Origin of the sequence: Chitinophaga arvensicola (genome assembly GCF_900110835.1) — a bacterium.
Taxonomy (GTDB): domain Bacteria; phylum Bacteroidota; class Bacteroidia; order Chitinophagales; family Chitinophagaceae; genus Chitinophaga; species Chitinophaga arvensicola.
The window spans coordinates 1,092,135-1,105,894 of the sequence record NZ_FOJG01000001.1 but is presented as its reverse complement, the minus strand read 5'-3'; the positions used below and the strand labels follow the sequence as shown (position 1 = coordinate 1,105,894).

The 13,760-nt window shown below is 47.6% G+C and carries 7 protein-coding genes; 1 reads left to right on the top strand and 6 read right to left on the bottom strand.

Going from position 1 to position 13,760, the window contains the following annotated elements; all coding sequences use genetic code 11:
* Nucleotides 1-14: 14 nt before the first annotated feature.
* The 3 genes from BMW79_RS04785 to BMW79_RS04775 all read right to left on the bottom strand — a co-directional run bounded on the left by BMW79_RS04785 (nt 15) and on the right by BMW79_RS04775 (nt 5,159).
* Nucleotides 15-2,303: a GH92 family glycosyl hydrolase gene (locus tag BMW79_RS04785; RefSeq protein ID WP_089896778.1), complete on the bottom strand. Its 2,289-nt coding sequence runs from the start codon at nt 2,301-2,303 to the stop codon at nt 15-17.
* Between the two features lie 69 nt (nt 2,304-2,372).
* Nucleotides 2,373-3,578 carry a glycosyltransferase family 87 protein gene (locus BMW79_RS04780; RefSeq protein ID WP_089891252.1) on the bottom strand — a complete coding sequence of 402 codons (1,206 nt, stop codon included), beginning with the start codon at nt 3,576-3,578 and terminating at the stop codon, nt 2,373-2,375.
* Nucleotides 3,579-3,704: 126 nt separating this feature from the next.
* On the bottom strand, nt 3,705-5,159 hold the full coding sequence (locus BMW79_RS04775) for a serine hydrolase domain-containing protein (protein ID WP_089891249.1): 1,455 nt from the start codon (nt 5,157-5,159) through the stop codon (nt 3,705-3,707).
* Nucleotides 5,160-5,391: 232 nt separating this feature from the next.
* Between BMW79_RS04775 and BMW79_RS04770 the strand changes: the two genes are divergently transcribed.
* A complete protein-coding gene (locus tag BMW79_RS04770) occupies nt 5,392-7,239 on the top strand; it encodes an ABC transporter ATP-binding protein (protein ID WP_245752378.1) in 1,848 nt (615 codons plus the stop codon).
* Between the two features lie 104 nt (nt 7,240-7,343).
* Here the strand turns inward: BMW79_RS04770 and BMW79_RS04765 are convergent, their stop codons facing one another.
* The 3 genes from BMW79_RS04765 to BMW79_RS04755 are packed head-to-tail and all read right to left on the bottom strand — an operon-like array spanning nt 7,344 to nt 13,745.
* A complete protein-coding gene (locus BMW79_RS04765) occupies nt 7,344-8,804 on the bottom strand; it encodes a TlpA family protein disulfide reductase (protein WP_089891246.1) in 1,461 nt (486 codons plus the stop codon).
* A gap of 10 nt (nt 8,805-8,814) precedes the next feature.
* On the bottom strand, nt 8,815-10,191 hold the full coding sequence (locus tag BMW79_RS04760; protein ID WP_089891243.1) for a RagB/SusD family nutrient uptake outer membrane protein: 1,377 nt from the start codon (nt 10,189-10,191) through the stop codon (nt 8,815-8,817).
* A 20-nt stretch (nt 10,192-10,211) separates the two neighbouring features.
* Nucleotides 10,212-13,745, bottom strand: a complete 3,534-nt coding sequence (locus BMW79_RS04755; protein ID WP_089891241.1) for a SusC/RagA family TonB-linked outer membrane protein — start codon at nt 13,743-13,745, stop codon at nt 10,212-10,214.
* Nucleotides 13,746-13,760: the final 15 nt, after the last annotated feature.

The following is a 13,760-nucleotide window of genomic DNA, read 5'->3' as shown; positions in this document are numbered from 1 at the left end:
CGGATATTATATAATTACAGTGCGTTAGAAGGTCTGTCGGCCAGGGCTTTACCAAAGGTCAGATTAGGTTTGTTACCCATCTTCACTACCAGTGTTCCGCCTTTTACTACATCCTGATGGGTGATAAAGCTTTTCGTATATGGCTTACCGTTCAGTGTAACACTCTGGATATAGATGTTAGCTGCACTGTTACCGATAGTCTGTACAGTAAAGGTTTTACCTGCGCCTACTTTGATAGATGCTTTATCAAACAGCGGACTGCCTAATACATACACACCGCTGGCGGAGTTCTCAGGGTAGAAGCCCAGGGAAGAAAATATATACCAGGAAGACATAGCGCCGCAATCTTCGTTACCAGCCAGGCCTTCCGGCTGATCGAAGTAGAAGTCTTTCATGACCTGTCTTACTTTTTCAGCGGTTTTCCATTGGTAACCGGAGAAAGCGTACATGTAGGTCACGTGATGACTAGGCTCATTACCATGCGCATACATACCGATAAGACCAGAGATATCGTTAGATGCCTGCGCACCCATATCACCTTTAGCGGTAAACAGGCTATCGAGTTTAAGCGTAAACGCTTCATCGCCGCCCATGAGGCTGATCAGGCCTTCTACGTCTTGTGGTACCAGCCAGGTATACTGCCAGCCGTTGCCTTCGGTGAAGTCGCCTTTCTCGTGGATGGAATTGAACGGATCATAAGGCGTTTTGAAGCTGCCATCACTCATACGCGGACGTACGAAGCGGATGCTGCTATCGAAGTAGTTCTTATAATAGCCTGCGCGTTTTTTGTAGTATTCGAAGTCTTCTGTTTTGCCCAGTTTCTTTGCCATAGCTGCAATGCACCAATCGTCGATCGCATATTCCATTGCTTTGGAAACAGATTCGTATTCTTTGTCGGCCGGGATATAGCCACGCTCTTTTACGTATTTCACGCCAAGATCGTCGCGGGTAGAAGTTGCCTTCATGGCTTCGAAAGCTTCTTCTGCGTTGAAGCCTTTAAATCCTTTCAGGTAGGCATCTGCAATAACAGGTACAGCGTGGTAGCCTACCATGCAATCTGTTTCATTGCCCATCAGCGGCCATACCGGCAATTTGCCCTGTTGTTTGTGAATCGCCAGCATCGAGTTCACGAAGCTGTTCACTTTCTCAGGATGCAGGATAGTAGCGAGTGGTGCGCAGGAACGGTAAATATCCCAGAGAGAAAAAACGGAATAGTTATCGAAGCCAGGATTGGCATATACTTTTTTATCGGTGCCACGGTAGCTGCCATCATGATCGTTGAACAGAGCAGGATCGATCATGGTATGGTACATGGCGGTATAGAATACCCGACGTACAGCTTCATCTTTTGTTTCAATGCTTACTTTGGATAATTCCTGATCCCATTTGGCATTGGCGTTTTTGATGGTTTGGGTAAAGTCCCAGCCTGGAATCTCTGCTTTGATATTGGCCAGCGCATTTTCGCTGCTCACAGGAGAGATACCTACTTTCAACATTACCTGTCCGGGAGATTTATCAAAAACGATGACGCCCTTGGCTTCTTTCGCTTTTACTTCTTTACCGGTTTGTTTGGTATCTCCGTTGAATACCTGGAATTCTTTCACCGGTACGTTGGATTTGATAGCAAACCAGAGGCGCTGATCAACTGCCCAGCCTTTGGAATAGCGGTATCCTTCGAGGGTATATTCATCTACCTGGCGGATAAATGTTTCTACCGGTGCATCCCAGCCAATACCTTCTTTCAGGTCGATGATAATATTGGCGGGTTGATCTTTCGGGAAAGTATATTTATGAAACGCCACTCTTTCGGAGGCGGTGAGTTCTGCTTTGATGTTGTAATCGTCCAGCTGAACGGCGTAGTAGCCGGGGCGGGCGGTTTCGCGGGCATGGGAGTAATGGGAGCCATAGCCGGAAGTCGGATCTTCCTGTGTACCCCGGTTGGTTCTCACTTTACCGGTGTAGGGCATAATGAGTACATCACCCAGGTCGCCGATACCGGTACCACTGAGGTGCATCTGGGAAAAGCCGATTAAAACGCTGTCTGAATAGTGGTATCCGGAGCACCAGTCCCAACCTTTCACGATGTTTGTCGGACCTGCCTGTACAGCTCCGTAAGGAACGCTGGCGCCTACAAATACGTGCCCGTGGCCACCGGAACCGATGTATGGATCTACTGAAGCAACTGATTTACTTTCAACAAAGCCCGGCAGGGATGCCGGCTTCTTCTGTGCATTTGCCTGCATGCCGTGAAACAGCATTGCAGATAACGCGAATGCACTACCTATCTTGAATCCCGTGTTCATAATCAAAAAACCTTTAATAATATAATCCGGCAATTTACGCCCGGAATATTACTTTTTCAGTTAATTTTTTCACAATACCGGTACGGCCTCCAATTCCTTGACAGGCGCGGAAACGTGTGCTTTTTTTAATAAATATTTACGGGTATAGATATCATATGCAATTTTAAGCCATAACACCAGGCAGGGCAAGGCTTTCAGGGCATAAGGCACTGCCAGGTTCTTCCTGACCCAGGGAGTTACCACATCCGAATGGGAGAAGCTCACCAGCAGGATGGCAAAAAAGATAAATATATTATTCCAGCGGGTAGCGGGTTGCATCACATACCAGATACAAATGGCCGGTATAGCGATGATATAGGTGGGAGACTCGGAACTGGTGCTGAACAATACAGGGAACATCAGCGTAGAGCAAAGAATATACAGGCGATAGCGGGAGTTGTAGCGATCTTTCAGACGCGTGTACTGCAATGCAAACATTACTACCGCCGGAACCAGGAACAGCATATTGCTCAGGTCCGGCATATGGAATACGCGTTTAACAAAGCCTCCGGCAGATATGTCCTGGAATACGGAGCCTTCATTTAATGCATTCTTGTGTACCAGTGCGGCATACCACTCAAAGTAGCAGTTGACGATGTATTGAGGAGATGAAATAGCCATTGGCAGTGCAAACATTACGGCTCCCCAGAGGAACAGCCCTGCGATAAAGCGCCGTGGATTGGGACTGAAAAAGAAGAATGCGAGTCCTACGATGCCATAAAACTTGGTAAGCGTACCTAACACGATGAAAAACGTTGCCCAGAGTTCCTTTCCTTTGATCGTGTTGGTAAAGGTCAGGATAATGAAAGCGCCAATGAACTGATTCATCTGGAACCAGCCACTGGCGCCCATTAACTCCTGGGTGCACAGTAACAGAATGATATTTTGTTGCAGCCGCGAAAGGGGCAGCTGCCGGATGGCGTAAAACAGTACTGCAGCACCGGAAAGGGCCCAGAGCATCGCTCCGAGATGCATATCCAGCCCGGCAAAGGGTGCAATAACGATACTGAATATAGGTCCGTAAAGATTTACATCGTAGTATTCGGCGGGATAAAGCGTATATAAAGGAAGTTGGTGTATTACGTGGTAGAACACACTTCTAAATATGCGAAAATTATTATAATTATCGCGAGAGATCTCCAGTATAGCACCAATAAAAGCGAGGCCAAACCATAAACTCATGATCAGCCATTCCTTCTCTGCCAGATAAGTCAGCACATTCCTTTTTGCACGCATATCGATAATTGCAAATTAATTTAAAGCTCCAGTACGCAGGTATGACGCTTGTGATCGGGGCATCCCTCTACTCTGGGCTATTAATTATGCACAGCTATCGTTTTATCACGCTACCGGACAACTTATTTATTCAGCAGCGACTTTATCTGCGACGAAGCCCTGGTCACCGGTCCGGATTTCGATTCCGGTCACTTTACCGCTTCTATCGCGAACGAAACGGAGATCAAAGCGCTCCGAGAGTATAAAAAAGCGGCTTTCATCAGTAAAATACAATTGCTCCCAGGTGCTTCTGTCGGAGCGCGTGAGGCCTGGCACGCCGTTTCTGGAGATAATTTCCAGGCCGATACCAACGGCTTTGATATTGTATTTACCTGTATACGCAGCGATGGAATCTGCCGAAGGCGTTATTACTTTCTTAATTGCCGGTTGATAAAAACGCTTCCAACCATATACTTCCGCTACCGCATTTACAATTTCATCGATGATCGCGCCATTGTCTGAGTTGATCATTACGGCTACGCCCTGGTGATTGGTTTCCCCGGCATACAGGGCGCATTTAAAACCATCGTTACTGCCGCCATGTCCGAAAAATTTCTGGTCGCCGGCTTCGGTGATAAAAAATCCATATCCCACCTGTTGCTTTTCGGAGAAAGGCGCCAGCATTTGCCTGACGGTAGCGGGTTTCAGAAAGCTACCCTTCGCGCTGTCCAGCGATTGCTGCATAGCAATGGCATAGGTAGCCAGATCGGAAGGAGTGGTCCAGAGGCCATCCGGCGATAATTCCGGGTAAGTATGGTAGCGGCCCTTCAGCGGCTTACCATCGCTATCATAGGCGGTAGCTGCATTGGGCGCCAGCGACGCCGGCAGGGGTTGTATAAAAGTACTGTGTGTCATTTTCAGCGGAGTGAATACCAGCTTCTGGTATAACCCTGCATAATCGGTGTTTATATTATCTTCTATGATTTTCCGGATCACAGTAGTACCTCCACCCGAGTACTGCATCCTTTCTCCCGGCTTAAATACAGGTTCCACTTTGGCGCTTTGGGAGGGTGGTGTGCCATCCAGGATCTGGTTAATGGTGGGCAGGGGCTTACCTGCTTCGTAACCGCCGAAACCATGCACGCTCAGACCGGCAGTATGATTCATCAGGTGGCGCAGGGTAATGGGCTGGCCTTTGGAAAATTTATTATCCGGAAAGGTCCAGGTTTTCAGGTAGCTGCGGATATCCTTGTCCAGTGACAACTTCCCGGCTTCCACGAGTTTCATGATGCCTGCCGCATTGATAGATTTGCTGATGGATGCGGCCTGGTAAAGCGTTTGTGGCGTTGCTGGCTTTTTATCTGCCACATCTGCCAGTCCATAGGCTTTTGTCCAGGCAATTTTTCCGTTGTCAATTACTGCAATGGATACAGAGGGTACATTGTAGGCCTTCATGCGTTCGTAGATGTTTAAACCTACGGCGGGCGCGTTCTCCACCTGTACCCAGGGCTTCAGGCTGTTTTCTACCTGTTGGATTTTATCTTGTGCAGAAACAGAGAGAGTAGCTGCCAGCAGTACACCTGGCAGAAGGGATTTCAACATAGTTGAGGGTTTGAGTTACCCTAATATAAGAGGATATTGTTAATTATCCGATTCCGCCCATTGTCTGGACTGCTCATTAACAGCGTATACCACGCCTGCAACAATTACACAACCTACGATCAGTAAAGAAATAATCCATATTAACATAGCATCCCGATTTTTTCACATGAACTCAAATTTAAAGAAAATCCTTTTGATCTGTAACACGATAGGTTTTTCGTAAATTACTGTCATGAGCGCAATGGCAAATCCAAGGAAGAAACGTACGGGCAAAGAGGAAAAATTAACCTTCAAAGAACGGCTGGCGGCCCTTCGCAACCTGCCGGCATTTTTTAAGATGGTATGGCAAACCAGCCCCGGGCTGGCCATCGCAAATACGGTTTTAAGAGTGGCGCAATCTGCCATGCCACTGTCGTTGTTATACGTAGGCAAACTCATTATTGACCAGGTGGTGCATCTAAGTAAAGATACCCATCACCCCAGTGCCTGGCTGTGGAAGCTGGTGGCCATTGAATTTGGACTGGCGATACTATCGGATTTGCTGAGTCGTGCTATTTCTTTGCTGGACGGGCTTCTCGGCGACCTGTTCGCTAACCACACTTCCGTAAAAATCATGGAACATGCCGCCAAGCTGGACCTGGACCAGTTTGAAGATGCAGAATTTTACGATAAACTGGAACGCGCCCGGCAGCAAACTTCCGGCAGAACGGTGCTATTGGCGCAAGTACTCAGCCAGGTGCAGGATATTATTACGATCGTTTTCCTGGCAGCGGGCCTGGTCGTTTTCAATCCCTGGCTGATACTATTGCTGCTGCTGGCCGTGATCCCTGCGTTTCTAAATGAGTCGCATTTCAACGACCTGTACTATAAACTGGCCTGGGGTCAGACCTCCGACAGACGGGAGCTTGATTATATCCGTTACCTCGGCGCCAGCGATGAAACGGCCAAAGAAGTGAAAGTGTTTGATCTTTCCAATTTCCTGATCAACCGCTTTAAAGCCATCTCCCATAAATTTTATACGGATAAAAAAGAGTTACAGATCCGCGATTCCATCTGGGGAACGCTCTTCGCCATGATAGGCGCTGCAGGCTATTATGCGGCGTATGTAATCATCATTATCCGTACTATCAGCGGACAACTCAGTATTGGCGATCTGGCCTTCCTGGCGGGTTCTTTCCGGCAATTACGAACCACTTTCCAGGGTATCCTTATCCGGTTTTCATCGGTAACGCAGGGCGCTCTTTACCTGCGTGATTTATTTGAATTCTTTGAGATCCAGCCCAAAATGGTGCCTGCACTGCATCCACGGGCATTTCCAAAGCCCATCCTGCAGGGATTTACCTTTGAGGACGTGGGTTTTAAATATATCAATTCTGATAAATGGGCGATCCGTCACCTGAGCTTTACGCTCCATGCCGGCGAGAAACTCGCGCTGGTAGGAGAGAACGGCGCCGGTAAAACTACGTTGGTAAAGCTATTATCGAGGCTCTATGATCCGGTAGAAGGCCGTATCCTGCTGGATGGGGTGGATTTACGGGAATATGACCTGCAGGAACTACGTACGCAGGTGGGCGTTATATTCCAGGACTATCAGCGTTACCAGATGACGGTATCGCAAAACATTGCTGTTGGCAACATCAATCAAAGTGGCAACCAGCCGATGATAGAAGATGCCGCGAAACAAAGTCTCGCGTACCCGCTGATAGAAAAAATGCCAATGGGCTACGAACAGATGCTTGGTAAGCGTTTTAATCAAGGTATAGAACTCTCCGGTGGCGAATGGCAGAAAATAGCACTGGCGCGGGCCTACATGAAAGATGCCCAGTTGCTGATACTGGATGAGCCCACCTCTGCACTGGATGCAAGGGCAGAATATAATGTATTTCTCCGCTTCGCTGATCTGACCCGTGATAGAACCGCCGTTCTTATTTCACATCGTTTTTCTACCGTGCGTATGGCTAACCGCATCCTCGTATTAGAGCGGGGTACACTGGTAGAAATTGGCAGCCATGAAGAACTGCTTGCCCGGAAAGGCCGCTACGCGGAGCTTTTCGAGCTACAGGCCGCCGGATACAAATAAAGCGCCCCCGGGTACGGAGACGCTTTAAATAAACTATGGCGGAAAGAAGAGGTAATCCCCTTTGCAAACAGGACGCGGCTAACAACGCGCTCCCCCTATGCTGGTTATAAAAGTTTATCGATCGCTGTTTTAAGGGTAGCTTCAGCGCTGGGCCTGGGTGCATTGGCGTTTACGACTTTTCCTTCTTTATCAAACAAAAGAAAAGTGGGGTAGCCAGGCACCTGGTAATAGTTCATGAACGCTGTTTTTTCGCCGGAATACAGCTGTAAGGTTTTCTTGTGGCTGGCCATCTCAATCCAGGTAGCCTTATCCTTTGGTCTATCTGCCGAAATACCTAAAAACACAATGTCTTTACCTGCATAATCTGCGGCCATCTTTTCAAAGAGAGGCGCTTCTGCGCGGCAGGGGCCGCACCAGGTGGTCCATACATCCACGTACACCACTTTTCCTTTAAGGTCGCTGAAATGCCAGATCTTACCGGTATGATCTTCCAATGCAAAGTTAAGTCCCTGTGAACCGGGCAATACATTACCCATAGTGGCAATCAGCTGTTGCAAGCGGGCCTGCATTGCGGTATCTTTTACCGGCAGTACCACTTTGGCGGCGGCTTTCCGGGCATCTGCCTGTTGAGTAGCGTTATAGCGTTTATTGAGATAAGGGAAGTATGTTTCCTTTACATACACGTACCACGCCAGTTCCTTAAAAGCGGGCAATTTTGCTGATTGCTCAATTTTCTGACCCAGGAATATGGTTTTAGCGCTGTCATTCATGCCGGCGATTGCTGTTTTATATCGCTGTTTCAGCATCCAATCGTATTGGTAGGCAAATCCACGCTTTATTTCTTCCGGCAGCACATACTTTACAAAAGCAGGATCATTTAGCAGGGCAAACGCTTTATCGTCGTAAGCGGGTTTTATAAATGTATCCGGCAAGCTATCTGTGTTATTATTTTCGTCGTAGCACCACCAGGCAAGATTACGCACCATCAGTGCATTGTAACTGTGCATTGCAGCCAGGTATTTGTTGTTGCCGGTCAGTTTGCTGGCATTAGCATATTTCGCGTTCATGCCTTGCAGATGTTGTTCAAACATAGGCAGTGTGGCTTTGCTTGCTTCGGCGGCGAGCCAGATGGGCGTCATGGTGAGGTTGTTATGGTATTCATACCAGGCCAGTACATTATTCAGCGTGCCGGCCTTTGAATGCACGGTATCCATCAGCAGATTACCATCCAGCGTGTCTTTTGCATGAAAGACAAAGCTGAGGGAGTCGCCTGGTTGCAGGAACACCTTTTGTGTGGCCGTAGCATCGCCGCGTACAGCGAGCGATATGACTACCGGTTCACTGATATTGGTGCTCCAGGTAAGATGTGTTACACTATCTGTAGGAAAAAATACAGGCCGCATCACCTTGCGCAGGATGGCATCTTTGGCGGAAACAAGTTGTTCCAGCTGAAAGCGGCCTTTTATATCTGTGGCGGTCAGGGTGATGCTGCTTCTTATCTGCTGCTGTGCATTGGCTACCATAGCGATAGTCGTAGCCAGGAACAAAACGGCTATTCGTTTCATGAGATGCGTTTTATCTTGGGTTCTGTTCTAAATGATTGGTAGAGATTTCGTTATAAGGAATCGGAAACACATAACGGTTATCTCCAGGCAGTAGTGTAAATGTTTCGTCGTTGAGAGTACGCGTTAACGTTACTGCATATGCCGGATCTGCATTTAACCGTCTGAGATCCATGAACCGGAGATTTCTGAAAACGAGTTCCTTTCTCCGTTCTGCTAAGACAATATTCAGTGCTTCCTTCGGTGTGCCAGGAACAAGCGGCTGAAATTCATTATTCTCAAAGCGCTTTACCAGCAAGGTATTCAGATCACCCATAGCCTTACCTGCATCGTTTTTGCGTGCATAACATTCTGCGCGGATGAGGTATAGTTCTGCTACCGTAAACCCGGAAAAAGGAGAGGGTACATTCGTACGACCGCCATCGTTATAAGAGCCGATATACTGGTAGTTACCCTGATCCGGTACTTCTCTGAAAAACAAAGGTGCGCGCAGGTCATGAGCATCATACATCTGATAAAAACCAGTAGAAACATAGTTGTTCTTAGCATAAATTCCCATGGTAGAAGAAATGAAAATCACTTCCGGGTTACTCACAATGGTTACCGGGAAAACGGCATCAAAAGGGGTATTTCCCGGATCTACGGTATTATAATCTACCAGGGTATTCTGGAGAGATAACGCATTGGTAGACTGCTCCAGTGCTGCGTCATAGTTCCCCATCTGCAAATAAATGCGGGCAGCCAAGGCATAAGCAGCTGCGCGGGAAGGCCTTGTTTTATAGGCGGCTTTTACCGGCAGTAATTTTATGGCATTATTCAGATCTGTTAATACCTGATCGTATACCTCCTTTACGCTATTACGTGTAACCGTTGCAGTGATATCTGAACTTAAGCGTAATGGTACACCCAGGTCTTTATCTGCCGTAGCGGCATTGTATTGCTTCGCAAAGGTGTTCAACAGGTTAAAGTAGGCGTAGGCACGATGAAAGTCGGCTTCTCCCTCAATCTGGTTGCGGGTTTCCGGAAGCCCGGCGGGATTAGCTGCCAGTCCTTCGAGGATGGTATTGGCATAAAAAATAATCTTGTACGGCTTATTCCAGTCATTTACTTCTTCCTCGGGAGAAAAAAGATCTTTACTCCATGTGTAGGCGCGTTGAAAGTAATCCTGGGGCACATCGTTATACTCATCGTCTGTTAAAGACAGATCATCCGCCATCACATCTCCCAAACCAGGGGTGTTATTCATGGTCCACTGATCATCCAGCAGCAAACGGAAATCTTCCACATTACCGGGAATGAGCTTGTCTTTCGGCTGTATATCCAGGTAATCTTTACACCCTGCCAAACCCGCTACTAAAAATGCAAATACTATATATATACCCTTTTTCATTGCTTGATTATTTGATGTGATCAGAAGCCCACTTTGGCGCCAATGGCCAAGGTGCGTACCGGCGGCATTACCGACGAAAATGTTTGTGGTGCATAATCGGGATCCAGGCCGTATTTGTTGGCTCTCCAGATAATACCGAGGTTGCTGGCCTGGGCATATAAAGTAATGCGGCTCACAGGAAGACTATGAAAAGATTGCTTTGTAATATCATAACTCAGCAATACATCCTGCAGGCGCACATGATCCGCCTTTTCCACGTTGACATCTGAATATTGGTAGAAGTCGTTGTTCACACGGTCCTGGTTTCTAACACCGGTAAATGCCGGGATATCTGTTTTCTTTTCATCGCCGGCTTGTTTCCAGCGGTCTTTGAAACTATCCGGTCCGCGTTGGTAGGCGGCGAAGAGTGTATAATAACCAAGATCACTGCGACGGAAATAATGCCCGAACTTGTACAGGACATTCACCGTTAAGCTGAGTTGCTTGTAAGAAAACGTATTGGCCAGGCTACCGAATACCGGTGGATTTACGGCGCCCATGTACTTCATTTTGTAGATGTTGTCGTAGATCCGGCCTGCCTCAAACCGGTCGCTGATCAACTTCCCATCCGGTCCAATGATATTGGCATTTCCTTTTGCATCCAGTCCGCCCCATGGATAAGCCCAGATACCGAACAACGGGTAACCTTCCACAGGAAGATAGTTGGCGCGATCGTCGTCGTCGCGGCCACCGAATAACAGGAACATGCCGGGATTTAATGCGCTACCGGAGTTATAGAACTTAGTAACTTTATCTTTGGCCACACTCAGCATAAAAGTGGTGTTCCACCTGAAATCCGCTGTGCTGAGGTTACGCGAATCCAGCTTCAGTTCCCAGCCATTAGTTCTCATGGCCGCAATATTGCTGCTGATGCTGTTAAAGCCGGTAGAAGGCGCCAGGAAGGCATTACCAAAAAGATCCTGTGCGCGTTTGTTGAAATATTCTATCGATCCGTTCAATCTTTCCTGGAAGAGGGCAAAGTCGGCGCCCAGATTGATTTGCCCTACTTTCTCCCAACGCAGGTTAGGATTGGCGGGGTTAATAATATTTCCATAAGGAATAAAAGAAGTCGCATTTTCGCCGGAAGGCATCAGGTTAGCCGTTGTATAAGCGGTGGCTGTTTTATTGATGTTACCGTTGAAACCGTAGGTCGCACGTAGTTTCAGCATGTCCACCCAGGTGGCGTGGAAGAAGCTTTCGCGTTGCACCTGCCAGGCAGCACCTACCGACCACAATGGATTGAGGCGGCGGTTGCGTTGCACTCCAAAGAGATTGGAGCCATCTACACGGCCACTGGCCGATAAAGTATAGCGATTTAGATAAGTATAAGACGCATTGGAGAAATAAGAAATGAACCTGTCTTTTACATAGCTCACGGGGATACCTACGCCCAGCATACTACCAATGGAATTGGTAAAGCCATAGTAGTCGGGGAATTGGGTGACCATATCCACATCCGCAAATTGGAGCGTACGATCGTTGTATCCGAACAACCGCTGTGTATTTCCTTCTCTCAAAATTTCCCTGGATTCTGCACCCGCAATAGCGGCAATCATATGTTTACCTTGCCAGTTGCGGTTGAAGTTTAATTGACCACGAAACGTTTGTGCAGTTAGGTCATTTTTTGCCAAAGTGAGAATATCTCCCAGCGGCAGGTGACGCACCAGTTCTCCATCGGGCATTGTTTCAGAGAAGAGGTTCACATTATCCCGAACCATAAAGCTGTTCTGGTTCTGGAGATTTCTATCTGACCCGTTATTTTTTTCGAGGTTATATTTCAGGTCCAGGTTCAGTCCCTTCGCAAGTTCATAATTCACGCCGAGTCTCACGTTAACGGCCATACTTTTCAGCTGACGGTTCATCAGCTGGAACTCTGTCAGCGGAGCGTAGTCCATATTCACAAAGCCGCGTTTATAGCCCTGTTGCTTGAATGCGTCGTTATAAAACCAGGGTACAGTGAGTGCGTTGCCGTTGTCATCTACCAGCCTGGTGTAGGGAGATGGGATCTGGCTGCTGACCATCTGGGCGCTGCGGGAGCCGCTGATAATATCAAAGGGGGAGGAGCCGGTAACGTCGAAAGGGTTGCTGGTATTGCCTTGCGTTAACTGCCCTGCGATACTGAGTTCCATTTTTTTGGTTACGCGCACGGTATTGCTGGTATTCAGGGTGAAGCGCTCATAATTGTTGCCCACCATGTAATTCGCGTTTTTATCATACCCCGCAGATACGTAGTACTGCATATTTTCGCTACCGCCGCTTACATTCAACTGGTACTGCTGCGTTAAGGTATTTCTTGTAAATAGACGGCTATAGTCGTTGAGGATATCGATGCCACGAAGCGCATTTATTCTTTGTGTAGCCACATCCGACGTAATTTTCCCATCTTTCTCATCTTTCCAGATCTGCACCGCTTCCGGGATAGGCTGGCGGCTGCTGGGAGAAAACATGGTATTATACCTACCTGCCTTGAACAGGATTTGTTGGGCATCTATATAATCACTGGTACTCATTAAATGCAGCTGGCTGTAGTCCGGTTTTGATCCAAACACAAAATTGGATCTCAGTTCCACGGTAGGGCGCTGATTGAATTTGCCCTGGCGCGTAGTAATAACGATTACGCCATTGGCAGCACGTACACCCCAGATAGAGGCTGCAGCAGCATCTTTCAAGATGGTGATACTCTCCACATCATCGGGATCGATGGTATTTAAATCGCCTTCAATGGGAAATCCGTTTACCACGATCAGCGGCTGATCTTCAGAAAACAAGGTACTGCGTCCACGCAGGCTTAACTTAGGCTTATCGGAAGTAACGCTTCTGGAAAAGGCTAAACCGGTGCTGAGGCCTTCCAGTTTATCGATGATATTGGTAGTGATACGTTTATCGAGCTGCGATTTATCCACCTGTGAAAACGAGCCAGTAGCCCGCTCTTTCGGCAATGTTACGTAACCGGTGGTCACCACTACTTCACTCAGTTTCTGTTTATCTTCTTCCAGGTAAATCACCAGGTCATCGTCTGCTCTTACTTCTTTGCTGATATATCCCAGGAAAGATACCTGCAGCAACGGATGCTGCATAGCTGTAGTAATGGAAAACGCTCCACTGGCATTTGAAGTAGCCCCTTTATCCGTGCCTTTTACCCGGATAGTAGCGCCGGCCAGCGGTTTCCTGCTATCGGCAGATAGCACTTTACCGTTGATAGTATATTCCGCCGCCGCCGTTGCCACCGGTTGTGGGGTTATAATAATAGTTTTGTCCACCATCTTCCAGGTAAAAGGAATCTGGCTAAAGCATTGTTGCAGAGCGGTTTCCAAAGAAGCCTGCTTTACAGAAAAGTTGATACGTCCGGCTTTTTGTACCAGCTCATTATTATACAAAAATTCGTACCCGGTTTGTTGCTGTATAACGGCAAATGCTTTCTCTGCGGGTACCTGTTGCAGGTTGGCCGTGACAGGCTGCGCACACAGCGGCCCTATATACTGCACACACAGCAGTAATATGAACAATCGTTTCATTGACTACAATAGATT